Here is a 23,351-nt window from a genome sequence, read left to right as displayed (position 1 = left end):
ACACTATGCCGCCGCAGGTCGGGGAGCCTGCCAGAAGACGATGGGGTGACATAAACGTGGCCGTTAGACCGCCCAACCGCTCGCGACTCACACCGCGCTGGCCGTCGTTGCGCCGCCTTTTCGGCAAGGCAGCAACCGCGCCCGTCGGCGGTTCGGCAAGCGACCGGGTCATCCACGACTATTTTCATCACAAGGCCCACGCCCAGGGCTATACCCTCAGTCACAGCCAGCAACGGGTGATCGACTGCATGGCGCAGCACGCCCGTTCGTTAATCGAAGCCGGAGCCAAAAACCTGCCTGGGCTGTATCTGCATGGCGCCGTGGGGCGTGGCAAGAGCTGGCTGCTCGACGGGTTTTTCCAGGCGATTCCGCTTGAGCAGAAACAGCGCCTGCATTTTCACGAGTTTTTTGCCCGTCTACACCAAGGCATGTTCAGCCATCGCGAACAATCGGATGCGCTTGCCACAACGCTCGATGAACTGCTGAGCGACTGCCGCGTGCTGTGTTTCGACGAGTTTCACGTCCATGACATCGGCGATGCAATGTTGATCACGCGGCTGTTCAAGGCGCTGTTTCGCCGCGGCATCCTGCTGCTGGTCACGTCCAACTACCCGCCAGAAGGGCTGCTGCCGAACCCGCTTTACCATGCCCGATTCAAGCCGGTGATCGACCTGATCAACGCACGCATGCAGGTCATGGAAGTCGGCGGGCCGCACGACTATCGCAGCCAGGCCAGAACCCACGCGCAGCAGCTGTTCACCCAAGGCCAATATGTCTGGCCCGCGACGCCCGCGCAGCGCCATGCGGCAAACCTGCCAGCGACCGATGCACCGGCCATTGCCCTGCCCGTCGGCACTCGCCATCTGCCTGCCCGCTACTGCGAGGGGCGCGCCGTTGGCTTCACTTTCGCGGATCTGTGCGACCAGCCCACGGCCGTGATGGATTATCTGGAACTGTGCCGACGTTTCGATCACTGGATCATCGACCAACTGCCTAACCTGGCCGACTGCTCGATAGCCGCCCAGCAGCGCTTCATCAATCTGGTGGACGTTTTGTACGATCAGGACAAGCATTTGGTTCTGCTTGGCCAGCGTTCATTGCGTGAAAGCCTGGGCGGTGACGCCATTGACCTGGCGCGCACGCGCAGTCGACTGGGGCAGTTGGTTGAGGTGCGGGAGCCGATCTGAGCCGAGGGTTTCAGGTCGAACAGGCAACGCATTTTTCCCGCTATCATGCCGCCCATTCATTCGATCGACAGCGAAACCCAATATGCACACCCTCGCACAACTGCGCGCCGGCTCGCTGGCAGGCATCACCCGCCTTGACCTCAGCGACGGCCTGACAGAATTCCCCCGGGAAATTTTCGACCTGGCGGACTCGCTGGAAGTGCTCAACCTTAGCGACAATGCCTTGAGCAGCCTGCCGGATGACCTGCATCGCCTGACCCGTTTGCGCGTGTTGTTCTGCTCGGATAATCAGTTCACCGAGTTGCCCGCTTGCCTGGGCCAATGTGCGGCGCTGAGCATGGTCGGTTTCAAGGCCAACCGCATCGAACACGTCCCGGCAGAGGCGCTGCCGCCGCTGTTGCGCTGGCTGATCCTGACCGACAACTGCGTCAGTGAGCTCCCCAGCGAGTTGGGCCAACGCCCGCATCTGCAAAAACTCATGCTGGCCGGTAACCGGTTGCAGCAATTGCCCGACAGCCTGCGTCATTGCCATCGGCTGGAATTGATCCGCATCGCCGCCAACCGCTTGACCGAATTGCCCGAATGGCTTTTGCGCCTGCCGAGCCTGACCTGGCTGGCCTACGCCGGTAACCCGCTGGAAACCGAAGCCGATGCCGCCGCCCTCGACGCCACCGCGAGCATTGCCTGGTCGCAACTGCAACTGGAACAACAACTGGGCGAAGGCGCTTCCGGGGTGATCCATCGCGCGGCATGGACCAAGCCGGGCCAGCCTGCCACTACGGTTGCGGTCAAACTCTACAAAGGCGAAATGACCAGCGATGGCTCGCCGCTGCACGAAATGAACGCCTGCATCACCGCCGGCATTCACCCCAACCTGATCCGCGTCGAAGGCCGGATTGTCGATCACCCGCAACACACCGACGGGCTGGTGATGCAACTGATCGCCCCGAGCTACCGCAACCTCGCCGGGCTGCCGAGCCTGGCGTCGTGCAGCCGCGACGTCTATGCCGAGGACACGCGTTTCAGCGCGGCTGTCGCCCTGCGTATCGCCAGAGGCATCGCGTCAGTGGCCGGGCATCTGCACCAACAGGGCATCACCCACGGCGATCTGTACGGCCACAACATCCTGTGGAACGAACACGGTGACTGTCTGTTGGGGGATTTTGGCGCAGCGTCCTTCCATGCCACGCAAGACAACCTGGAAAGCCGCGCACTGCAACGGCTCGAAGTACGAGCGTTCGGGGTGCTGCTGGGGGAACTGCTGGAGCGGATTGATTCGGGGTTGAGCGAGGAAGATCGTTCGCGGCTGGAAGATTTGCAGCAGCGCTGCTGCCAGCCGGATGTGCTGGGAAGGCCGGGGTTTGATGAGATTGTTCAGGTATTGAATGGCTTGTGACGGCACTATCAAAAAAGATCGCAGCCTGCGGCAGCTGATACAGGCTGCGATCTTTTGATGATTAACCCGCCAACCCGACAAACATGTCCTGCACGTCATCGTGGTTATCGAGGCCTTCAAGGAAAGCTTCGACTTCAGCCATCTGCTCATCGCTCAGGCCGCTGACCGGGTTCTTCGGCTGGTAGCCCAATTTGGCCGACAGCACGGTGAAGCCTTGCTCTGGCAGGGCTTTCTGGACCGCGTCGAGGTCGGTCGGCTCGGTCAGGAACAGGGTCGCGCCGTCTTCACCCGGCTCGAAGTCCTGGGCGCCGGCTTCGATCGCGGCCATTTCCGGATCGGCGTCCGGGGTGTCCGGCGAGGCTTCGATCATGCCCACGTGGTTGAAGTCCCAGGCCACCGAACCGGAAGCGCCCAACTGGCCCTTGCGGAAAGCGACACGGATTTCAGCGACGGTGCGGTTGATGTTGTCGGTCACGCACTCCACGATCAACGGCACCTGATGCGGTGCGAAGCCTTCATACGTCACGCGATGGTATTGCACGGTCTCGCCCAACAGGCCCGCGCCTTTCTTGATGGCGCGGTCCAGGGTTTCCTTGGGCATCGAAGCTTTCTTGGCCTGTTCAACCACCAGACGCAGGTGTGCGTTGGTGGCGGTATCGGCACCGTTGCGTGCAGCGATGGTGATTTCTTTCACCAGTTTGCCGAAGATCTTGCCCTTGGCGTTGGCTGCCGCTTCTTTGTGTTTAACCTTCCACTGTGCGCCCATTACTCACTCTCTTGTCTATGGCGCCGAGACATCTATTGGCCGACGCATGGCGCCAAGTTTATACGGCCTAAAGTTGGCAATCGACCAAAAATTCTCAGGGGTCGGCATGGATCGACATCTTCAACGGCAGTTGTAGGGCGATTCTGAAACTTCGGTTTGCGATGACTATAAAGGGCCGTGGTTTCGTACCCTCTGCGCCCGTACTCCTCGGCAGAAGCGCGTTCGATGCACAACGACAAGGAAAGTCCCTTCACCCTGACACTTCTCGACGATGACTTGAGTTTGCAGGTTGTGCAGTTCAGTGGCCGCGAGGCCCTCAATCAACCCTATCGGTTCGACATCCAGGCCATCGGCCTGGCACCGGCCATGCCCCTTGAGCGGATGCTGCAACAACCGGCGCTGCTGGGCATCGGCCCGGGACAGTGCATACATGGCGTGCTGCACAGCGTCGGCCACGAACATCGCGGCCAACAGCGGATCGGCTACAAACTGGTGCTGGTGCCCGCACTTCAGGCGCTGGACCGACGCCGATCGCGACGGATTTTCCAGCACCTCAGTGTGCCGATGATCCTGCGGCAGTTGTTGCAAGAGCATGGGCTGCCCGAGGACAGCTATCGTTTCGAACTCGACAGTGGCCACTATCCCCAGCGGCCTTTTTGCATTCAGTACGAGGAAACCGACCTGGCGCTGCTGCAACGGCTGTGCGAGGAAGAAGGCATCCACTACCACTTCGAACATTGCCTCTACGCTCATGTCCTGGTCTTTGCCGATGACAGTTTGAGCTTCCCGCAGGAGCCGCTGTTGCTGCCCTTCTGCAGCGACTTGCCCGAGCGCGCTCAATCGCCGGTGATCACTGAGTTATTCCAATGCCATGATTCACTGACATTGCCCCTGCGTGTGGACACCCGCAATCGCGGGACGCCGAACACCGAGGACGGCGCCGCCAATCACCCGCCACCGCATGCGGCAGTGCCAATGCCCTACGCTGCCCATGCACAGCGCCATCGCGAGCAACTGGGCCGACGGCATCTGGAGCGTTTGCGCTGTCAGCAAGTGCAAATCCATGGCCAGAGCAACCACTGCGGGGTGCGCAGCGCCGGCATCGTGCAGGTAGCCGAACATCCGTTGCCGGGGTTCAACGATCAGTGGCTGGTGATCCAGGCGCTGCACCACGGGCAACAGGACTCGATTCTGGAACACGACTCGCCCGGCCGACCCCAGCGCTATCACAATCAATTCAGCGCCATTCCCTGGTCAACGGTGTTCAGGCCGGCGCTGCAACAAGAGCGGCCGCGCATCCCCGGTTTCCAGCCTGCCCGGGTGGGTGGCCCGATCGGTGAGCCGGCCGTTCAGGATGAGCAAGGGCGAATCCAAGTGAATGTATGGCCAAGGCCGAAGGGTGACTCGCAAGCAGGCATCGCGCTCTGGCTACCGGTCGCGCTGTTGACGACAAACATCGGGCTCGATTCGAATAGCCTGCCCCTGGCCGGCAGCGACGGACTGGTCAGTTTCCTTGACAGCGATCCCGACCGCCCGGTGTTTTTCACCTGTGTGGGGCAACGTCCATCCCCCTCCAAGGCCCGCCCTCATCCGCCGCGCAGTGACACTCGTCTGTTGCTCGATTGGCTGGTCAATCGCACAGACCTTGATCCGTAAAAACCTCAGCCCTTGTCGGCTTTGCCAGCGGCGGCCGCGAACTTCGCCAGACGCACATCGAGGTGCCGTGGCCGATGGCCGCGGTCCTCGGCGCGCTCCTTGCGGCGGATAGCGTTGCGCACCATCAGCGAACCGAGATAGCGAATCGGCTCCGGCGGAAAGAAGCCCAACGGACCGTTGACCAATGGCGAACGGGTCCAGGCGTTGTCGAGCCCCTGGACCATCGACGCGAGAATCTGCCCGCCCATGTGGCACGGCCCGACACCGCTGCCCGAGTAACCAAAACCGTAGAACACGTTGCCGCTGGCACTCATCTGCCCGAAAAACGGCAGCCCGGTCACCGAACGATCCGACGGGCCATTCCAGGTTGCCTCGACCTTGACGTCGGCAAACGCCGGGAAAAAATCCGCCAGGCTGCTCTGCAACAAACCGGCATAAGGCGAAGGCTGATCGAACACCGGCAGCATGCGTCCGCCATAAGCGAAGGTATTGCCGCCCTTGCCGAGCATGATCCGGCCGTCCGGAGTGTTGTGGTAGTAGTGCACGAAAATCCGCGAATCGAGCACCGTGACGCCGCTGGTCAGGCCGATCTCATTGAGTAAATCGGGCCGTGGTTCGGTGATTGCCATGTCACTGGAAACAATCGCCACGCTACGTTCGAACTGCGGGAACGCCCGGGCCATCCAGGCGTTCATTGCCAGCACCACGCGGTCAGCGCGAACAGTGCCGTTACGGGTTTCGATGCCTGCTGGCTTACCTTCCTCCAGCCCGGTCATGGCGGTGTTTTCATGAATCCTCACCCCCAGTTGCAAAGCCACCCGGCGCAACCCACGCACCAGTTTGCCCGGTTGCACGCTGGCCGCCGCCGGGGAAAACCAGCCTTCCAGGTGTTTGCTGGAACCGGCCATGCGCTGCACATCGGCCACGGGGCGCTGGGTAAACGAGTTGATGCCGTTGCGTTCCAGCGCCGCGATCACCGCATCGGTCGAGCCGACCTGGGCTCGGTTGGTCGCGGTGTAGAGGGTGCCATCGAGGCGGTAATCGGCGTCCACCGCGTACTGCTCGCAGAAGGCACCGATGGCGTGGATGCTGCGCTCGGATTCCTTGACCAGACGCACCGCCTCTTCAACGCCAAACAGTCGCTCAAGGGTGAAGTACTTGGCCGACCACGACAGCGCACAACCACCGTTGCGTCCACTGGCCCCGGCACCGCAGATATCCGCTTCGATCAGCAACACATCCAGCTCCGGGTTCTGCTCCTTGAGCATGATCGCGGTCCACAACCCGGTGTAACCACCGCCGACGATACACACGTCGGTGCGGGTGTCGCCTTCCAGTGGCGGACAGGTTTCGGATGCATCAGCCTTCAAGGCCTGGTCCAGCCAATAGGGTCTCATGGGGTCAATCTCCGGTCAGTGGCCCACACGCCGGCCTGCCGCAGGTGCAGCAGGCGACGAGGGACAGGAATCAGGTACGCAGGGGTTTGATGGTCATCGCCTGGTTGGGCACATAGGCGAAATGCGTGCCCAGGCCGCCGGGGCGGCTGTTCCAGTGCGGGATCAACACCAGTGCCGAGAACATTGCGCAGCCGGCAAAGACGATGAACACGGTCACGGTGTCAAAGTAGCCCGGCAGCAAGCCGCCGAGAATCGCCCCGACCGAGCCACAGCCGTTGACGAAACCAGCTGCCGTGGCACCCGCCTTGGCGGTGCCGAAGTCGATGGCGGCCGCACCGCTGATCATCGAGTCCGGCCCGTAAAGGGTCAGGCCCATGACGAACAGCAGCGCCACCACCAATGCCACGCTGCCGGTATGCAGGGCGCCCATGAAGAACGCCAGGGATACGGTCAGCGCCAACAGGCTGATCACACAGGCCGGCATGCGCCGGGCGCCGAACAGTTTGTCCGAGGCCAGGCCAATCAGGATCGGCCCGAGCAACCCGGCCAGTTCAAACGCCGTGGGAATAATCGCCGCACCCACCTTGCCCACCGACGGCATTTGTTCGAAAACGATAACCGGTCCCCAGAGCAGAATCGCGTAGCGCGCCGGCTTCAGCATGAAGTACGCCAGGCCCAGCACCAGCACGGTGCGGTTGCGCAGGATTTCCTTGAGCGGCTCCCACATGCTGATTTTGCTTTGCGCGTCGGCCTGTTCGGCAGTCAGCTCCGGCTCAGGCTCCACCGCCGGCAAGCCGACGTCTTCAGGTTTGTTGCGTTGGAAAATAAAAAACAGCACGGCGACCAGCCCAACCACCGCCGCACTGGAAATGAACGCCGCATGCCAACTGCCGACGAGCGTGTATGCCCACCAGCCGGCGAACGGCGAAGCCACCAGCCCACCAAAGGCGTAGCACGAACTCCACAGACCCAATACCCGCCCGCGTTGTTCGGAGGGAAAGAAGCTGCCGAGGTTCTTGCACAGCCCCGACCAACCGGTGGACTGCGCCAGGCCTTGTATCAGCATGCAGGTAGCGAAAATCGGAAGCGTTGCAAAGTTGCCCATCACCAGCGCCGCGGCGGCAGAAATCACCAGTCCACCGAGTACCACGACCCGCGGGCCAAAGCGGTCGGCGAGGATGCCCCAGGTGAATTGGCCAACGGCGTAAGCGGTCAGGTAGATGGCGTCGAGGTTGGCCATGGCCATTTTGTCGAGCATGAACGTCGGGTCTTCGCCAATACCGAGTTTGGCGACCGAAAAAGCTTTGCGGGTAAAGTAGAAAGCGGCGTAGGCGAGCCAGGTGATCGCGAAGATCTGCACGCGCCAACGCTTGATGGTGCCGATGTGCTTGTTCATTGTGGTTCTGACCTCAGGGTGTGAGTGTGCCGGCAGAATTGGAAGAAAACGCCTGTGTTTTTATTGTTGAGCACTGCGATATCGCCCTGTCCCTGCGGCGGATACCGGTCAGATGAGTCCTGTAGTTGCACGCACAGGCTCATGGCACCTGCTGCTGTTCGACCGAGCAGTCAGCGGGGCTGAGGTGGATCAAAACAATTACTGATTAATAAGTGAAATCGATTTATCGTATTTCCAATATAAGCTCAGCTTGTTACTGGAGATTGTGATGTCGGTATCCCACGCCCAGCTCAAAGCCTTCCACGCCGTGGCCGTGCATGGAAGCTTTACCAAAGCCGCCGAGCGTTTGTTTTTGACGCAACCGGCGATTTCCGACCAGGTGCGCAAACTCGAAGAGCGCTACGGCGTGTTGCTGTTCCATCGCAACAAACGCTCCGTTCGTTTAACGGACCTGGGCGAGCGCCTGCTGAGCGTGACGCAGAAATTATTCGTCATCGAAGCCGAAGCCCAGGAACTGTTGCAGGACTCCCAGGCCTTGCAGACCGGCAGTCTGATTCTGGCGGTGGATGCGCCGGTCCACGTGCTGCCGCAGATCGCCCGATTCTGCGAGCGTTACCCCGGCATCAGCGTGAAGATTGAAACCGGCAACACCGATGAGTCGCTGTTCCGTCTCTTTAACTATCAAGCCGATCTGGCGTTGCTGGGCCGCGATGTCAGTGATGAGCGCTTGCTCTCCTTGCCCCTGCGCAATGACCCGATGGTGGCGTTCGTGTCGCGCAATCATCCCTGGGCCGATCGCGAATCCATCTGCCTGGCCGACCTCGACGACACGCCGCTGGTGCTGCGCGAAATCGGCTCGGTGACCCGACAAACCCTGGAAGAAGAAATGGCCGGCGCCGGTTTCCGCATTCGCCCGGCGATTCAGGTGGAAGGTCGGGAGGCGGCACGTGAGGCGGTTGTGGTGGGGATTGGCGTGGGTGTTGTCTCGGCTGCCGAGTTCGGTGCGGATTCGCGGGTATGCGCGTTGCCGATAACCGATTGCAAACGCAGGCTGACGGAAACCCTGGTGTGCTTGCGCGAGCAGAGTTCGCGGCGGGTGGTGGCGACATTTCTGCAGATGGTTCGCGAAAGCATGAACTGATCCCATCCCCTGTAGGAGCTGCCGGAGGCTGCGATTTTTTGATCTTGTTTTTAAAAGCGAAGATCAAAAGATCGCAGCCTTCGGCAGCGCCTACACCGGTGCCAATCCAAAAAACGCCTGAATCAAGCGCAAATCCCGTCGCCGCTCCATGCACCCCATCATGTGCCGGTTGACCAACCCCTCGCCAATGATCGGCACCGCCGCCACCCGTGGGTCATGGCTGACTTCCATCGACGACACCACCCCCACCCCCAACTCGGCGGCCACCGCCTCGGTCACCGCTTCGCGACTGTCCAGTTCCAGCAACACCCGTGGATTGACCTTGGCCTGGACGCACGCCTCATCGAACGTGCGCCGGGTAATCGAACTCGGCTCACGCAACACCATGATCACCTGATCCAACTCCTTGAGCGGCACGCCTTTACTCCGTTGTGCCCAGGGATGCCCATCGGGCACCAACGCACAAATGCGTGATTCGCTCAGCGCTTGCAGATGCAGGCCCTTGCGCGGTTCCACTTCCGTCAGCACCGCCACGTCGGCATGTTCGGACAACAACGCCGCGAGGGTTTCCTGAGCATTGCCCAAGCGCAAGTTGACGGTAATCCCCGGATAGCGTGCGCGCAGGCTGGCGAGCATCGGCATGACCATATGCGGACCGTCCGCCGCCACCTCCAGACGTCCGGTCAGCAATTGCCGATTGGCCTCCAGCATCACCTGCGCTTCTTCAGCCAGGCCGAACATCGCCCGGGTGATCGCCGCCAGTTTGGTGCCCTCCTCCGTCAGCTCCACCCGTCGGGCGGTGCGGCGCAACAGGGTGATCTGGTAGTGCTCTTCCAGAGCCTTGATGTGCCCGGTAACCGCCGGCTGGCTGATGAACAAACGCGCGGCCGCCCGGGTAAAGCTGCCCTCTCGGGCCACGGCATCAAAGGCGCGGAGCTGGAACAGGTTCATGAATAAGCCTCACTGATGGCTGGCATAACAACAAACAATTTGATTGATAACTCGGCAAATTGCAATTTAGGCCCCGTAGCTTCATCCCATCGATTGCGAGGACACGAGAATGAGTATTGCCGCCCCCATCCTGCTCACCCCTGGCCCGTTGACCACGTCGGCCCGCACCCGTCAGGCAATGATGGTTGACTGGGGTTCATGGGATGACCGCTTCAATCAATTGACGGCCAGCCTCTGTGAGCAACTGCTGGCGATCATCAACGGCGCCGCCACGCACCACTGCGTGCCGTTACAAGGCAGCGGCACCTTCGCAGTCGAAGCGGCAATCGGCACGCTGGTGCCCCGCGATGGCAAGGTGTTGGTGCTGATCAACGGCGCTTACGGCAAACGCCTGGCGAAAATCTGCGAAGTGCTCGGCCGCTCTTTCAGCACCTTTGAAACGGCTGAAGACGAACCGACCACCGCCGCCGACGTTGATCGCCTGTTGCGGGCCGACGCCGGTATCACCCACGTTGCCTTGATCCACTGCGAAACCAGCACCGGCATCCTCAACCCGCTGCCGGAAATCGCGCAGGTCATTGCGCAACATGGCAAACGCCTGATCATCGACGCCATGAGCTCCTTTGGCGCCCTGCCCGTCGACGCTCAACAAATCCCGTTCGATGCACTGATCGCCGCTTCGGGCAAATGCCTGGAAGGCGTGCCGGGTATGGGCTTTGTCTTCGCCCAAAAAGAGTCCCTGGCGAGCGCCGCCGGCAACTCACACTCACTGGCGATGGACCTTTACGACCAGCACACCTACATGGCCAAGACCGGCCAATGGCGCTTCACCCCGCCGACCCACGTCGTCGCGGCGCTGCATGAAGCCCTGCTGCAATACAACGAAGAAGGCGGCTTGCCGGCACGGCACGAACGTTACGCCGCCAACTGCCAGGCCTTGATGGAAGAGATGGGCAAACTGGGTCTGCGCAGCTTTCTGCCGGCCGCGATTCAGGCGCCGATCATCGCCACTTTCCACGCCCCGAAAGATCCGCGCTACGCCTTCAAGGAGTTCTACGAACGGGTCAAGGCCAAGGGTTACATCCTTTACCCCGGCAAACTGACCCAGGTCGAAACCTTCCGCGTCGGCTGCATCGGCCACGTTCAGCCAGCCGAAATGCGCGAAGCCGTCGCGGCGATTGCTGAAGTGTTGCGCGAGATGGAAGTGCTCGAAATCTGACTGCCTTGCTGTAGCAGCTGCCGAGCCAGTTGCTACATCGATTTCCTCATCATCCCAACAGAAAGGATTTGAGACATGAACTACACCAACCCAACCAAACTGCAAGCCGCCATCCTCGACTGGGCAGGCACCGTCGTCGACTTCGGCTCTTTTGCTCCAACGCAGATTTTTGTCGAGGCCTTCGCCGAGTTCGACGTTCAGGTGTCCATCGAAGAAGCCCGTGGCCCAATGGGCATGGGCAAATGGGACCACATCCGCACACTGTGCGATCAGCCGCAAGTTGCCGAGCGCTATCGCAAAGTGTTCGGCCGCACGCCGACCGACGATGACGTCACCGCCATCTACCAGCGTTTCATGCCGCTGCAAATCGAGAAAATCGCCGAGCATTCGGCGCTGATTCCTGGCGCTCTGGACACCATTGCCAACCTGCGTCAACAAGGGATCAAGATCGGTTCCTGCTCCGGTTATCCAAAGCAAGTCATGGACAAAGTCGTTGAACTGGCCGCCACCAACGGCTACATCGCCGACCACGTGGTCGCTACCGACGAAGTCCCGAACGGCCGCCCATGGCCCGCCCAGGCGCTGGCCAACGTGATTGCCCTGGGTATCGACGATGTCGCCGCCTGCGTGAAAATCGACGACACCGTACCGGGCATTCTTGAAGGTCGCCGTGCCGGCATGTGGACCGTGGCGCTGATCTGTTCGGGCAACGCGCTGGGCCTGGACTATGAAGGTTATCGCGCCCTCGACAGCGATACACTGGCCAGTGAACGCAAACGCATTCACGCGATGTTCGAAGGTTCGCGCCCGCACTACATGATCGACACCATTACCGACTTGCCGGACGTTATTGCTGATATCAACAAACGCCTGGCCAATGGTGAAATGCCTCAAAGCCAGTAACTAAATAAAAAGCCGCAGTACTAAAACAAGTACTGCGGCTTTTTTTCCATCGGCTTATTGCGAGATCAATTATCGCTCATCGATTCCAACAGGCATGTAATACTGCGTGTCACTCTCATCTTCCGTAATCAACTCTTCGCCTTCACCCGTTTGACTCAAGGTGTCGTCTTCTTTCTCCAGCACATCAGGCGCGGCTTCTTCGTCGACGGTTGATTGTGCATCCTCCAGAACCTCGTCAACGGGCTCGCCATCAGGCAATACTGCCTGTTCTCCAGTCGTGAGGCCAACCTGCTGGCCGGTTGCATCGATGACAACGCCATCCGGATAAAACGTCAAACCATCAAATTCCAGCGAACCATCCGCGTATTGAAGAGCGCCGTTGTTAAACTCTTTAGTGCCGTCGGCCCACATTCTTCCCCACGTGTATTCACTCACTTCGCCACGGACTCCATTCACACTGTCGTTCATACTCATTCCTTTGATCGCAAAATTAATTAATACCAGAATCACGGCAACCGATTTAAATCAGCTGCCACGCCAGATGCATATTAATCAATCACTCTCGTCGCTCAACCCTGAACCTGAAAACACAGCACAAACAGAATCGCCCTACATCTGATCTGCCATTTTCAAACAGCGTACGGTTATTTTACTTTCGTGAAATTTTCTTCATGTGCGCAGGCGCTACAAAAGTTAACGTGCGCCGGGCAAATCCAGACAAACAGGCTTACAGTTAAAGTACACCGTCAAACAAGAACGGTGGCTCGGCCCGACCTGTGAGGAACGCCGTATGCCGTGGAAAAACTCAGCTTCGCGTTACAGCACTGTGTCGATCGCGCTGCACTGGTTGATGCTGGTCCTGTTGGCGCTGGTTTATGCCTGCATCGAACTGCGCGGCATCTTTCCCAAGGGCAGTGGCGGGCGAACGCTGATCGTCGAATCACACTTCATGCTCGGCCTGACTGTGTTCGTACTGGTCTGGGTACGCCTGTTCGCCCGCAGCCTCGGCCCGGCTCCGCAAATCTTCCCGGCCTCGCCACACTGGCAGATAACGCTGGCCAGGCTAATGCACTGGGCGCTGTACATCTTCATGATCGCGATGCCGATACTGGGTTGGCTGATCACCAGTGCGAAAGGTAACCAAGTGATGTTTTATGGCCTCGACCTCCCGCTGTTGATGGGTCAAAACAAGGAACTGGCCAAAGAACTTCAAGGCTGGCACGTACTGGGTGGCACCATCGGCTACTGGCTGATCGGCCTGCATGCCGTGGCCGGGCTGTATCACCATTACGTGGTGGGCGATAACACCTTGCTGCGGATGATGCCAAAGCGCGAGCCCCGGACCTGAGCCCCACACCGCCTCTGTAGGAGCAAGCTTGCTCCTACAGGATTGATGGCAACCTTCAGAACTGTGAGTTGAACCCCCGGCGCCCCTGCAAACCGCCGGTATGAACGAAGATCAGCCGTGCACCTCGGGCGAATTTTCCAGCATCCACCTGCTGCTTGAGCGCCAGTAACGCCTTGCCGGTGTACAACGGTTCAAGGGGAACACCGCTGGCCTGCTCGGTCTGCTCGATGAACTCAAGCAACAGCGGATCAACCTTGGCGAACCCGCCACGGCTGGCATCGATCAGCTCGTAGGCCGCTTCACCCGTTTGCTCGATAATCTTCTCGACCTGCTGCGCCACGCCATGGTCATCGGGCACTGCCAAGGCACCATAAACCGGATGCTCGCCGGCTTCGGCCAACACCAACCCGGCCAGTGTCGTGCCTGTCCCACAGGCCAGCCACCAGCCGTCGTAACCGCTCCAGCCCAGCGCTTTCAGTTGGCTGCGGACCTGATCCTTGAGCGGCATGCAGCCAAGCGCTCCTGCCAACCCGCCACCGCCTTCGGGCACCGGATGCAGGTCGGGATATTGTTCTTTCCAGGGCAACCAGAAACCCGCGTCATGCCGCGCCCGATAACCGCCATAACCCAGCCAGTGCAGTTGCATGCCAAACGCCTGCAAGTCGTCGACCGTGGGTGTTTGCAGAGGATGGCCGCGCAACAGCCCGACCGTGGCAAATCCGAAACGTTTGCCCGCGGCTGCCAGGGCGTGAAGGTGATTGGAGTGAGCACCGCCCAGGCTGATGATGCCTTTAGCGCCGGACTGTTCCGCGATTTTGAGGTGTTCGGTGAGCTTGAACCATTTGTTGCCGCTGATTAGCGGGTCGATCTGGTCCAGACGCAGGATCGCCACCTCGATGCCGGTTGCGGTGAGCCAGTCTAGGTGAACGTGTTGGAGGCTGGCAGTGGTCAGCGATGCCGCGGAAGGAAAAAGCATTGGCCCTGCTTTATCGGGAAAAAAATGAAGTCTACCAGCCAGCACAGCACCTGTAGCAGCTGGCGCAGCCTGCTGCTACAGATAAGGGTCAGTCTTAGAGCTCGGCCGCCAACCGCGAACCCTGATTGATCGCCCGCTTGGCATCCAGCTCCGCTGCAACATCCGCACCACCGATCAGGTGCACGTTCTGCCCCGCCGCCACCAGACCCTCCTGCAACTCGCGCAGCGGATCTTGCCCGGCGCAGATCACAATGTTGTCCACCGGCAGCACTTGCGGCTCGCCGGTTTCACCGATGCGAATGTGCAAGCCTTCGTCGTCGATCTTCAGGTACTCAACGCTGTTGAGCATTTGCACCTGCTTGTTCTTCAGACCGGTGCGGTGAATCCAGCCGGTGGTCTTACCCAGGCCATCGCCAACTTTCGACTTCTTGCGTTGCAGCAGAAACACTTCACGGGCCGGTGCATGGGGCGCGGCCTTGATCCCGGCAACGCCGCCGCGCGCTTCAAGCTGGGTATCGATGCCCCATTCTTTCCAGAACTCATCGCGATTCAGGCTGGTGGCCTGGCCCTGATGAACCAGGAATTCCGAGACGTCGAAGCCGATCCCGCCAGCACCGATCACCGCGACACGCTTGCCCACCGGTTTGCGCTGCAATAGCACGTCCAGATAGCTCAAGACCTTGGCATTTTCCACGCCGGGAATCGCAGGGGTACGTGGGGCGATGCCGGTGGCCAGGATGATCTCGTCAAAACCACCCTCGACCAGTTTCGCCACATCGACACGGGTGTTCAGGCACACCTCGACATTCGTGGTCTGCAATTTACGGCCGAAGTAACGCAGAGTCTCGAAGAACTCTTCCTTGCCTGGCACACGCTTGGCAACGTTGAACTGGCCGCCGATTTCACTGGCCGAATCAAACAGCGTCACCTGATGGCCACGCTCGGCGGCCACCGTGGCCGCAGAAAGACCTGCAGGGCCGGCACCGACCACAGCGATTTTCTTGATCTGCTTGACCGGCAGGTAATTGAGTTCGGTTTCGTGGCAGGCACGCGGGTTGACCAGGCAACTGGTCAACTTGCCGCCGAAGGTGTGGTCCAGGCACGCCTGGTTGCAACCGATACAGGTGTTGATTTCATCGGCGCGGCCTTCTGCGGCCTTGTTGACGAAATCTGCGTCCGCGAGGAACGGGCGCGCCATGGAAACCATGTCGGCATCGCCTTCGGCCAGAATCTGCTCGGCCACTTCCGGAGTGTTGATACGGTTGGTGGTGATCAGCGGAATACTCACCGAGCCCCGCAGCTTGGCGGTGACTTTACTGAACGCCGCGCGCGGAACCTTAGTGGCGATGGTCGGAATCCGTGCTTCGTGCCAGCCGATACCGGTGTTGATGATCGTCGCGCCAGCCTGCTCGATGGCTTTGGCCAACAGCACAATCTCTTCCCAGGTGCTGCCACCCTCGACCAGATCGAGCATCGACAAGCGGAAAATGATGATGAAGTTCGGGCCAACCGCTTCACGTACACGACGGACGATTTCCACCGGCAGGCGCATGCGGTTTTCGTAGCTGCCGCCCCAACGGTCGGTGCGATGGTTGGTATGGGCGGCGAGGAACTGGTTAATGAAATAACCTTCGGAGCCCATGATCTCGACGCCGTCGTATTCGGCCTGTTGCGCCAGGGTCGAACAGGTGACGAAATCGCGGATCTGCTTCTCGATGCCTTCCTCGTCCAGCTCTTTAGGCTTGAACGGGTTGATTGGCGCCTGGATAGCGCTTGGCGCGACCTGCTTCGGGCTGTAGGCATAACGACCGGCGTGGAGAATCTGCATGCAGATCTTGCCGCCCGCCTCGTGCACCGCGCGGGTGACGATCTGGTGCTTGAGCGCCTCTTCCTCGGTGGTCAGCTTGGCTGCGCCGGAGTACACGCCACCTTCATCGTTAGGGCCGATGCCACCGGTGACCATCAAGCCAACCCCACCGCGGGCACGTTCGGCGAAATACGCCGCCATGCGCTCGAAGCCACCTGGTTTTTCTTCAAGGCCGGTGTGCATCGACCCCATCAGGGTGCGGTTGCGCAACGTGGTAAAACCCAGGTCCAGCGGGGCCAACAGGTGCGGGTAATGAGCGGCGGTCATCGGTAACTCCACAACGAGCGATCACGGAAAAAGTGTGGGCGCTCTTTGGCGCCCCTCTGTCATGGGTTACAGACTATGAGCAGTCCAGCGGACGCTCAATGACTGAAACTGACAACTTATTGATCGAAATGAGCAGCAGGCCTTGGCAAGCGCCGGCATGGGCCATACCCTAGTCATCGAACCCTCATGAGTTTTCACTACGATTGGCATTCTTTTCATTAAGAATGGAACCAGCCAAAGATAGACAGCCGTGTCGCGAAAACCTCAAACGTCAACATGGGCGCCGTTTGTGAAAGGTTTTATGTTGTGAAGCCGGGCAATTGCTAGAAGAATTTCCGCGGTGTGGCTCTGAACAGCCGCACTCCGAAGCACACCTCCAGTTTCGAAACACTCTTGCCCCCGCAGTTAGTATCGCTCAAGCATCAAGCGGTATTTGGCGAAGCTAGGTGCCCCGGCACTGCGTACAAAGCATTCGATACAACTGAAGGTTTCCACAGATGTCACTATAAACTTTTGGTTTACACAGCCTATTGCAATTACTGCCTCCCTACACTCAGTGGTCATTAGAAAATAAAATGAAGTCATTAGTTTTTAAAACGGTAAGCATGTCTGACCCATTCGTGACAGGCAGTAATCGGCCAACTCTGTTGAAAACAGTCGGATTTTCAGCTGACCTGAACTCAGGCACGACCATCGCCAAAGAACCGACTCACCAAATTGAATGGTTTCTCGGCCCCTCGTAAGGGAGACCTACATAGTGTTCCGCAATGGTTTTTCGGCCGGTTTCAGAGCCAACGAAGTAGTTGGATCTGATGCATCCGCTGGCTGAAGGCGTCCGCTCCTGGAAACTTGTGCAACATTGAGGTCATCCACCAGCAAAATCGCTCGGCTTTCCATACACGTTTTAGGATGACCTGAGAGTAACGCTCGAGCAAGTCGCCTCGACCTTCCGGGTACAGATTGAGAAGAATCTGGTAGAGGGTACTTACGTCACTGGCCGCTAGGTTTAACCCCCTGACACCAGTTCGAGGAACGATATGAGCGGCGTCACCTACGAGATACAGATGCCCAAAGGAGGGGGCCGATTGAACCGCAGTGCCGTGAAAACGTTGCTCGTTTTAGCCCCCCCTCTCCGACCTGAAGCTGTGCCGCTCGCCCGCCCTTGCCCACGACCGCAAAGCGAGGGGAACGTTGAAGTCACATACACTGCTTGATTCCGAACTCCACAGTTTACTAATACCTGGCGCAAATCAATGGTCGATCAATAAGCTGCCACCATTCGAGAGCGCGCCGCTTCAACCTACAATACTCGACAAAGCTGCGGCTATTAGGAGCGATGGATACACGCTTGGCACCCTCACGCTGTCGAACCGTGTCGTCCTCGCGCCACTGACCCCACGCCGGTGTTGCGAAGCACTCTGTCACGCTTACACCTGCGTCGCAGCGAGCACCCGCTTGTGGAGGTGATTGAAAAATTGCCGAACTCGTTTTGCTTGGCTATGACGGCGCAGTCTGAATCGCCCCGTTGCAAAAATAAGACAACAGACCATTCTGGTATCCGGTCGATGAATTACTTGAGGCGACACGGGCCCTTATCGCTTCAAGTGTGGTCGTCGGCAAATCTACGCCCCACTGTAATGCTCAACGACGGTAAGCCGTCAGCCCCCAATCGAACACAACGAACGGCTCATCGATGCGACGGTCGAGCAGCGCACGATAAACTCTCTCCGGATCGTCCGGGGTTTGCCTGCACACCATGCCTTCCAGCGGAATTCGATCCTGCGCAAGCCAACTCATGGCTTTGCGGAATCCCGTCATGATGCTTTGAGAACTGTTGTTGTAGCCCTCCAACAGCTCCTCCCATTTGAATGGCCGGGACACCAACGGGAAGGCCCATTCCCAACCACTGCGCAACTCTACGAAACCATTGAATACGGCGTTGAGCAGTTCGTGTGCCGACAGTTCCGACTGACGCCGCCACGGTACGCCGACAAGGACCACCTCACCGTTCTGACGCACGATACGACAACCATCCAGCACCGCTTGTTCGTTCCCTGAACAGTCAACGACCAGGGCGATGTGTCCGACCAGTGCAGGCTGATCAAACGGAAACGCGGCAAACACGCATTTGAGCCCTGACGCCTGCGCCTGAGTGCGGCGCTTGGCGTCTGGTTCTACCACTACGACTTCGTACCCCGACAACTGAAAGATGTGCGCTGCCAGGTATCCGACCGGTCCGGCACCGCAGATAACGACACTGTCACCAGGACGCGCCTTGGTTGTTATCAGTGTTGTCATCGACACCCCGATGAGGCGGGCTAGCAGTGCAATTTCGGACTTCATGTCGCCGGGAATAGACACCGTATGGTCGACGTCAACCTGCTGGAAGCTGCGATGGCTGCCCATACAGAACAAGCGGTCGCCGATGGCAACCCCTGTTACATCAGAGCCAAGTTCGTCGACCTCAAACACTGCCGAGTATCCCGGCTTGACCGGAAATTCATCCCCTGATGCCCAGGCCAGCTCGGTACCTGGGCTTATCAGTGTCGCTATGGTGCGACCACGGACCTCATTGGGTTGCAGCGGCGACGGTTCGCAGTGCTGGAGAATGAATTGTCGCTTGCCTGGAAAACAGATTTCCTGTTGTTGCATATGATGTCTCTCCGTAGGTGCAAGCAAGCTTCGTATGCAAGCCTTGCTGTCCGTTCATGGCGCTACACGAAGCTCTCATGTCCCAGAACCGATGGGTATATCAGGCCGGGAGCGGCACCCAGAGGGTGGGGCCGCCATCCTGCTCATAGCCCAGCGAGCCGCTTCGGCTGACCAGTTCCAGAAATTGTCCCCAAGGGGTGCGCAGATAGATCCAAGTGAGGCCCCGCATCGGCCCGGCGTCGATGAACGTAGGCCCTTCCAGTACGTCCACCCCCTTCTCCCGCAAACGGTCTGCTGCGGCGACCGCGTCATCGACCTGAAAACCCAGGTGAAAACCGCCGACTTCGCTGTTGCGCTTGAGAGGGCCGCCCTGCGCTTCGCCTGAGTATTCAAACAACTCCAGGTTGGGACCGTTGCCACAACGCAGCACCTTGATGTTGTCGATGCGGCACTGCTCAGGCACACCCAGGCGCCGGGCCATGAACGCGTTATCGACGACCACGGGCCCAGTTTCCATGGCGGTGACCGCGCCCAATACGTCTTCAAAGAATTGCACCGCCTGCTCAAGGTCAGGGACCGTGAAGCCAACGTGCTCCATACCGTAGAGTTTCATGATCTGCTTCCGTTTCGGGTTGGTTTAATTGTTTTCTACCCACCTCTTGTAACCAAACGGTTGGTTACATATTAATACCTTATGGGGTGAATCTGGATCAGTCAAGGCGACTGATTCGGTTCCTGGCATTTTCCAGGTGCATGCAAATTTGGCTGTGTAATCAGCGGGAGCCCGCCTCGGGACAACAGCAGGCAAGACTGCTTTTCTAGTGACGCGAAGTCAATCCGAGCGTATTGACGATGAGTGCTTGGTAGTCGTGGATGATCCGATGCAGCGGGGCAGCAGGATCGGCCTCATTGAGGTCTATGACGCCGTCCAGCAGCGCCAGGATGCACCGCTCCAGAAAATCATCGGCACAGGTGAATGCTGCAGGCTCTTTCCTGCTCGCCAGCATCACGCGCAAGCGTTCGCAATGCTCACGGCGCAGTGCCTGGATAACGTCCCGCTGTGCGGTGTTGAGGGACCGCATTTCCAGACGGGAAAGCAAGGCCGCGTAGCGGTATCGCAATTTGAAGCGAATCACGGTTTCAACATAACGGAGCAGCGCGTCAACGGGCCCGTCCGCGGCTTTTGTAAACCCACGCACTTCGTCGAGCAGCTGGCTTTCATAACCCACAATGACGTCGAAAAGCAGCGCTTGCTTGCTCTCCATGTGGTAGTACAAGGACCCGGCCTGGATGCCCAGCGCGGCCGCCAGCCGACGCATGCTGACCTGGTGAAACCCCTCGTCGACGAACAGTTTGCAGGCAATGCGACGTACGTGTTCTTCGGTACTTACAACTCTCTGATCAAGCATGGAAGTCTATCCAGATTGCTGAGCCACGGCCCTCAGGCACACGGCTCAGCTAAAGTGTTCATCAGCTTGCCAATGCCTGTCGTTCAAAACGACGTTCTCGCCTGACCAGCCAGGCCAAAGGCATTTGCGCCAGGATGGCCGCAGCCACACCAGCCCACGGCGTCAATCCAATCTGCCCATGGGCAACCAGTGCACTTCCGGCCATTTCACCCAGCGATATCCCGAGATTGAAACCCGAAATATTCAGTGCCGAGGCAAAGTCCACGGCTTTCGGGGTGTACCGCTGCGCCGTAGCCAGCATCCCTCCCTGTACAGCAGGTGAAATACCAAAGGCCAGGCCGCCCCAAAAGAACAGCATCACGCCCATCGCGCCCCGGTACGGCAGCACGCAGGCGATGACAATCAACACCATGGCCAGGGCCAGCAAGAGCCAGCGCAGCGCCGCCTGCCAACCGATGGCGGCAGCGAGCCGTCCTCCGAGCAGATTCCCCACCAGCGTCGCAGCACCAAACACCACCAGCAACAGGCTCGCGGTAGCCGCCGAAAAGCCGGTGATATCCGTCAGGATGGGTGTGATGAAAGTAAACGCCGCGAACGATGCGCCGAATCCCAACACAGTGATCAGCATCATGGTGAGAATCGCCGGGTTGGCCGCCGCAGCCAGTTGCTCACTAGGCTTGGCAACTGGCGGCGCTTCGAGCGCGGGCAACCAACGCCATGATGCGGCAAAACCCAATGCAGCCAGGCCGACCACGGCGTAGAAAGGCAACCGCCAGCCCATTCCATTGCCCAGAAAACTGCCCAGCGGCACCCCTATCACCATCGCCAGTGTCAACCCCGCAAACATCACCGCGATGGCATTGCTTTCCTGCCCCTTGGGCGCCAGGCGTGCCGCGACCGTGGCACCAATGGCAAAAAAACCACCGTGGGCCACGGCGGTGACGATTCGCCCCGTCAACAACGTGTAATAGTCAACGGAAAGCGCCGAGACCAGGTTGCCGCACAGGAACACCGCAATCAGCCACAGCAGTACTGGCTTGCGCGGGAATCGGGCCAGGGCGAGTACCAGCAACGGAGTGCCCACGGCCAGTGCAAGCGCATACAGGCCCACCAGGCTTCCCGCGCGAGCCAGGGGTACCCCCAACTCGCCGGAGATGGCCGGCAATACGCCGACCACGATGAACTCCGCCACACCAATGGCAAACGCTGTCACCGCTAATGCCCAGACGCCCGGGTGAAGCCGTTGCCTGGCCACGCTCATGGCCGGGCAGCCCCCACGGCGATGACTTGATCGGCTTCCACGGTGGCACCGGAAATACCCAGCGCGCCGATGACTTTGCCCTGCGTATCGTGCAGTACCACCCCGCCACCGAAGCTGATCATGCCGCCGTTGGTGAATTCCAGCGAGTAGATCGGCCCGCCCGGTTGAGCACCGACGCCGATTTCAATACTGTCGGTACGAAACAGCGCCGCCGTACGGGCTTTCTTGATCGCGATCTCGATGGCGCCGGGCAGCGCATCGTCCATACGCAGAAAACCGGCCTGCAATCCGCTGGCATCCACAACGCTGATGCACACTGAAAACCCTTGCTCCGTGGCCAGATCCCTGGCGCGAGCGATGACGTCTTGAACAGTCGTTTCAAACATGTAAGAGCTCCGTGGTGGTGATTGGTTGAGCCCTGATGATCGCGGCACGATCCCTTGCCGAACAGGTACCCTGCCCGGTTGGTCGTCAAAGTTTGACCATGTCGTACATGTCGCGCATGACTTGGCCGGCGAGGGCGACCAGCTTCGCTTCCGGCAGCCGCGACACGGGCCCGGCAACCGATAATGACGCCACCAGGCGGCCCTGTTTTCTCAGGGGCAGCGCCATGCAATTGAGTCCCGCCTCGGCCTGCTCCAGGTCAAGCGCGTAGCCTTGCTCGACGATAAGGTCCAAGTCCTGTTCCAGGTCCGGGGTCAGCAACCCTGCCTTGCGTAAACTGCGCGAAAGGTCCCTGTCCAGCGCGAGAAAAATCTTGCCGATGGCCGAGGTGGTCAACCCTTCGCGCTTACCCCGTGCCGCTTTGGCAAGCCCCCGGTCGCCGTGCTCCAGCACATCGATGTAAACGTATTTGCGGGTTCCGCAGGGCACTGCCAGATAACAGTTTTCACCGGTCAGTTCAGCAAGGGCCGACAATGCCGGTGCGAATGCTTCCTTGAGCACCACATCGGCATCATTGAGCGGTTGCGCGATCTCGCGCAGGCGCAAACCCAGCGCATAGGACGCCCCCTGACGGGATACGTAGCCAAGTGCCGCGAGCGTGTTGAGCAGGCCGTGCAAGGTGCTCTTGTGCAGGCCAAGACCGTCGACCAGGTCGACCAGCCTCGCCTCCCCTCCGGCAGCAGCGATGGCTTCCAGAATAGCCATCGCCCGCTCTACCGATTGAATCCGTTTGTTCTCATTGACCATGCAAGTGATGCTCTTCAGATGCGCCCGGTCTTCGGGCCACGGCACAGTATGATCTTCTACCGTCGGCTTCCATGGCTTCGCGGCAACCATCACGATGTTACGCAACGGCTGCCTGAAACCAGGGTTCCTCTCTTCAATGCCGCTACAGGGCTGCCTGCAACTGCGGGATGGTTTCGAACAAATCAGCCACCAGGCCGTAATCGGCCACCTGGAAGATCGGCGCTTCTTCGTCCTTGTTGATGGCAACGATCACTTTGGAGTCTTTCATGCCGGCCAGGTGCTGGATCGCGCCGGAGATACCGACGGCGATGTACAGCTGTGGAGCAACGATCTTGCCGGTCTGACCGACCTGCATGTCGTTGGGTACA

Annotated in this window: 21 protein-coding genes and 1 pseudogene; 7 read left to right on the top strand and 15 right to left on the bottom strand. The window is 59.5% G+C overall.

Features of this window, described 5'->3' with window-relative positions:
• The first annotated feature begins 56 nt into the window (after positions 1–56).
• Positions 57–1,187 carry a cell division protein ZapE gene (gene zapE, locus KVG88_RS24605; RefSeq protein WP_150701241.1) on the top strand — a complete coding sequence of 377 codons (1,131 nt, stop codon included), beginning with the start codon at positions 57–59 and terminating at the stop codon, positions 1,185–1,187.
• A gap of 82 nt (positions 1,188–1,269) precedes the next feature.
• Entirely contained in the window at positions 1,270–2,583 is a 1,314-nt protein-coding gene (locus KVG88_RS24600; protein ID WP_150701240.1) for a leucine-rich repeat-containing protein kinase family protein, read from the top strand.
• 61 nt (positions 2,584–2,644) lie between these two features.
• On the opposite strand, the gene KVG88_RS24595 is transcribed toward KVG88_RS24600, so the two are convergent.
• Complete coding sequence (locus KVG88_RS24595; protein WP_008063883.1) at positions 2,645–3,349, bottom strand: YebC/PmpR family DNA-binding transcriptional regulator; 705 nt, start codon at positions 3,347–3,349, stop codon at positions 2,645–2,647.
• A 225-nt stretch (positions 3,350–3,574) separates the two neighbouring features.
• Here KVG88_RS24595 and KVG88_RS24590 point away from each other — a divergent pair, with 225 nt between their 5' ends.
• Complete coding sequence (locus KVG88_RS24590) at positions 3,575–5,005, top strand: type VI secretion system Vgr family protein (RefSeq protein WP_217873004.1); 1,431 nt, start codon at positions 3,575–3,577, stop codon at positions 5,003–5,005.
• A 5-nt stretch (positions 5,006–5,010) separates the two neighbouring features.
• Here the strand turns inward: KVG88_RS24590 and KVG88_RS24585 are convergent, their stop codons facing one another.
• A complete protein-coding gene (locus tag KVG88_RS24585; RefSeq protein WP_217873003.1) occupies positions 5,011–6,402 on the bottom strand; it encodes an FAD-dependent oxidoreductase in 1,392 nt (463 codons plus the stop codon).
• 70 nt (positions 6,403–6,472) lie between these two features.
• The gene (locus KVG88_RS24580; RefSeq protein WP_150701237.1) at positions 6,473–7,798 is read right to left on the bottom strand and encodes an MFS transporter; all 1,326 of its coding nucleotides are present in this window, start codon (positions 7,796–7,798) and stop codon (positions 6,473–6,475) included.
• A gap of 268 nt (positions 7,799–8,066) precedes the next feature.
• Between KVG88_RS24580 and KVG88_RS24575 the strand changes: the two genes are divergently transcribed.
• Positions 8,067–8,939: a LysR family transcriptional regulator gene (locus KVG88_RS24575; protein ID WP_150701236.1), complete on the top strand. Its 873-nt coding sequence runs from the start codon at positions 8,067–8,069 to the stop codon at positions 8,937–8,939.
• Positions 8,940–9,029: 90 nt separating this feature from the next.
• Here the strand turns inward: KVG88_RS24575 and KVG88_RS24570 are convergent, their stop codons facing one another.
• Entirely contained in the window at positions 9,030–9,890 is an 861-nt protein-coding gene (locus tag KVG88_RS24570) for a LysR substrate-binding domain-containing protein (protein ID WP_217873002.1), read from the bottom strand.
• A 109-nt stretch (positions 9,891–9,999) separates the two neighbouring features.
• Here KVG88_RS24570 and KVG88_RS24565 point away from each other — a divergent pair, with 109 nt between their 5' ends.
• Together KVG88_RS24565 and phnX are read left to right on the top strand one after the other, a co-directional pair.
• Positions 10,000–11,109 carry a 2-aminoethylphosphonate--pyruvate transaminase gene (locus tag KVG88_RS24565; protein WP_150701234.1) on the top strand — a complete coding sequence of 370 codons (1,110 nt, stop codon included), beginning with the start codon at positions 10,000–10,002 and terminating at the stop codon, positions 11,107–11,109.
• Positions 11,110–11,184: 75 nt separating this feature from the next.
• Positions 11,185–12,012, top strand: coding sequence for a phosphonoacetaldehyde hydrolase (gene phnX / locus KVG88_RS24560; protein WP_150701233.1), 828 nt, complete (start codon positions 11,185–11,187; stop codon positions 12,010–12,012).
• A gap of 69 nt (positions 12,013–12,081) precedes the next feature.
• Here phnX and KVG88_RS24555 read toward each other — a convergent pair whose 3' ends face one another.
• Complete coding sequence (locus tag KVG88_RS24555; RefSeq protein WP_217873001.1) at positions 12,082–12,480, bottom strand: hypothetical protein; 399 nt, start codon at positions 12,478–12,480, stop codon at positions 12,082–12,084.
• A gap of 322 nt (positions 12,481–12,802) precedes the next feature.
• On the opposite strand from KVG88_RS24555, the gene KVG88_RS24550 reads away from it, so the two are divergent.
• Positions 12,803–13,360: a cytochrome b gene (locus KVG88_RS24550; protein WP_150701231.1), complete on the top strand. Its 558-nt coding sequence runs from the start codon at positions 12,803–12,805 to the stop codon at positions 13,358–13,360.
• Positions 13,361–13,415: 55 nt separating this feature from the next.
• Here the strand turns inward: KVG88_RS24550 and KVG88_RS24545 are convergent, their stop codons facing one another.
• From KVG88_RS24545 to KVG88_RS24500, 10 genes and pseudogenes are all read right to left on the bottom strand, one after another.
• Positions 13,416–14,336, bottom strand: a complete 921-nt coding sequence (locus tag KVG88_RS24545) for a 1-aminocyclopropane-1-carboxylate deaminase/D-cysteine desulfhydrase (RefSeq protein WP_217873000.1) — start codon at positions 14,334–14,336, stop codon at positions 13,416–13,418.
• A gap of 94 nt (positions 14,337–14,430) precedes the next feature.
• A complete protein-coding gene (locus KVG88_RS24540; protein ID WP_217872999.1) occupies positions 14,431–16,470 on the bottom strand; it encodes an oxidoreductase in 2,040 nt (679 codons plus the stop codon).
• A gap of 709 nt (positions 16,471–17,179) precedes the next feature.
• Positions 17,180–17,543, bottom strand: a pseudogene (locus KVG88_RS24535) (FAD-dependent monooxygenase); the annotation flags it as partial.
• 568 nt (positions 17,544–18,111) lie between these two features.
• A complete protein-coding gene (locus tag KVG88_RS24530; RefSeq protein ID WP_217872998.1) occupies positions 18,112–19,122 on the bottom strand; it encodes a zinc-binding dehydrogenase in 1,011 nt (336 codons plus the stop codon).
• Between the two features lie 100 nt (positions 19,123–19,222).
• Positions 19,223–19,735 carry a VOC family protein gene (locus KVG88_RS24525; protein WP_225934146.1) on the bottom strand — a complete coding sequence of 171 codons (513 nt, stop codon included), beginning with the start codon at positions 19,733–19,735 and terminating at the stop codon, positions 19,223–19,225.
• Positions 19,736–19,940: 205 nt separating this feature from the next.
• The gene (locus KVG88_RS24520; protein ID WP_217872997.1) at positions 19,941–20,531 is read right to left on the bottom strand and encodes a TetR/AcrR family transcriptional regulator; all 591 of its coding nucleotides are present in this window, start codon (positions 20,529–20,531) and stop codon (positions 19,941–19,943) included.
• 61 nt (positions 20,532–20,592) lie between these two features.
• The gene (locus KVG88_RS24515) at positions 20,593–21,792 is read right to left on the bottom strand and encodes an MFS transporter (protein ID WP_217872996.1); all 1,200 of its coding nucleotides are present in this window, start codon (positions 21,790–21,792) and stop codon (positions 20,593–20,595) included.
• Complete coding sequence (locus tag KVG88_RS24510) at positions 21,789–22,178, bottom strand: GlcG/HbpS family heme-binding protein (protein ID WP_217872995.1); 390 nt, start codon at positions 22,176–22,178, stop codon at positions 21,789–21,791. Before KVG88_RS24510 ends, KVG88_RS24515 begins: the two co-directional genes overlap by 4 nt.
• Before the next feature lie 85 nt (positions 22,179–22,263).
• Positions 22,264–23,088, bottom strand: coding sequence for an IclR family transcriptional regulator (locus tag KVG88_RS24505; RefSeq protein WP_225934145.1), 825 nt, complete (start codon positions 23,086–23,088; stop codon positions 22,264–22,266).
• Between the two features lie 37 nt (positions 23,089–23,125).
• On the bottom strand, positions 23,126–23,351 hold a 226-nt coding region (locus KVG88_RS24500), incomplete at its 5' end, for an FAD-binding protein (protein WP_217872994.1).

The sequence above is a fragment of the Pseudomonas azerbaijanoccidentalis genome, assembly GCF_019145495.1.
Classification (GTDB): Bacteria; Pseudomonadota; Gammaproteobacteria; order Pseudomonadales; family Pseudomonadaceae; genus Aquipseudomonas; species Aquipseudomonas azerbaijanoccidentalis.
This window is presented reverse-complemented; position numbering and strand designations above follow the sequence as displayed.

Excerpts from the sequence above, each read along its gene's own strand:
- KVG88_RS24600 (WP_150701240.1), top strand. The coding sequence starts at position 1,270 with ATGCACACCCTCGCACAACTGCGCGCCGGCTCGCTGGCAGGCATCACC.
- KVG88_RS24595 (WP_008063883.1), bottom strand. The coding sequence starts at position 3,349 with ATGGGCGCACAGTGGAAGGTTAAACACAAAGAAGCGGCAGCCAACGCC.
- KVG88_RS24590 (WP_217873004.1), top strand. The coding sequence starts at position 3,575 with ATGCACAACGACAAGGAAAGTCCCTTCACCCTGACACTTCTCGACGAT.
- KVG88_RS24585 (WP_217873003.1), bottom strand. The coding sequence starts at position 6,402 with ATGAGACCCTATTGGCTGGACCAGGCCTTGAAGGCTGATGCATCCGAA.
- KVG88_RS24580 (WP_150701237.1), bottom strand. The coding sequence starts at position 7,798 with ATGAACAAGCACATCGGCACCATCAAGCGTTGGCGCGTGCAGATCTTC.
- KVG88_RS24575 (WP_150701236.1), top strand. The coding sequence starts at position 8,067 with ATGTCGGTATCCCACGCCCAGCTCAAAGCCTTCCACGCCGTGGCCGTG.
- KVG88_RS24570 (WP_217873002.1), bottom strand. The coding sequence starts at position 9,890 with ATGAACCTGTTCCAGCTCCGCGCCTTTGATGCCGTGGCCCGAGAGGGC.
- KVG88_RS24565 (WP_150701234.1), top strand. The coding sequence starts at position 10,000 with ATGAGTATTGCCGCCCCCATCCTGCTCACCCCTGGCCCGTTGACCACG.
- phnX (WP_150701233.1), top strand. The coding sequence starts at position 11,185 with ATGAACTACACCAACCCAACCAAACTGCAAGCCGCCATCCTCGACTGG.
- KVG88_RS24555 (WP_217873001.1), bottom strand. The coding sequence starts at position 12,480 with ATGAACGACAGTGTGAATGGAGTCCGTGGCGAAGTGAGTGAATACACG.
- KVG88_RS24550 (WP_150701231.1), top strand. The coding sequence starts at position 12,803 with ATGCCGTGGAAAAACTCAGCTTCGCGTTACAGCACTGTGTCGATCGCG.
- KVG88_RS24545 (WP_217873000.1), bottom strand. The coding sequence starts at position 14,336 with ATGCTTTTTCCTTCCGCGGCATCGCTGACCACTGCCAGCCTCCAACAC.
- KVG88_RS24540 (WP_217872999.1), bottom strand. The coding sequence starts at position 16,470 with ATGACCGCCGCTCATTACCCGCACCTGTTGGCCCCGCTGGACCTGGGT.
- KVG88_RS24530 (WP_217872998.1), bottom strand. The coding sequence starts at position 19,122 with ATGCAACAACAGGAAATCTGTTTTCCAGGCAAGCGACAATTCATTCTC.
- KVG88_RS24525 (WP_225934146.1), bottom strand. The coding sequence starts at position 19,735 with ATGAAACTCTACGGTATGGAGCACGTTGGCTTCACGGTCCCTGACCTT.
- KVG88_RS24520 (WP_217872997.1), bottom strand. The coding sequence starts at position 20,531 with ATGCTTGATCAGAGAGTTGTAAGTACCGAAGAACACGTACGTCGCATT.
- KVG88_RS24515 (WP_217872996.1), bottom strand. The coding sequence starts at position 21,792 with ATGAGCGTGGCCAGGCAACGGCTTCACCCGGGCGTCTGGGCATTAGCG.
- KVG88_RS24510 (WP_217872995.1), bottom strand. The coding sequence starts at position 22,178 with ATGTTTGAAACGACTGTTCAAGACGTCATCGCTCGCGCCAGGGATCTG.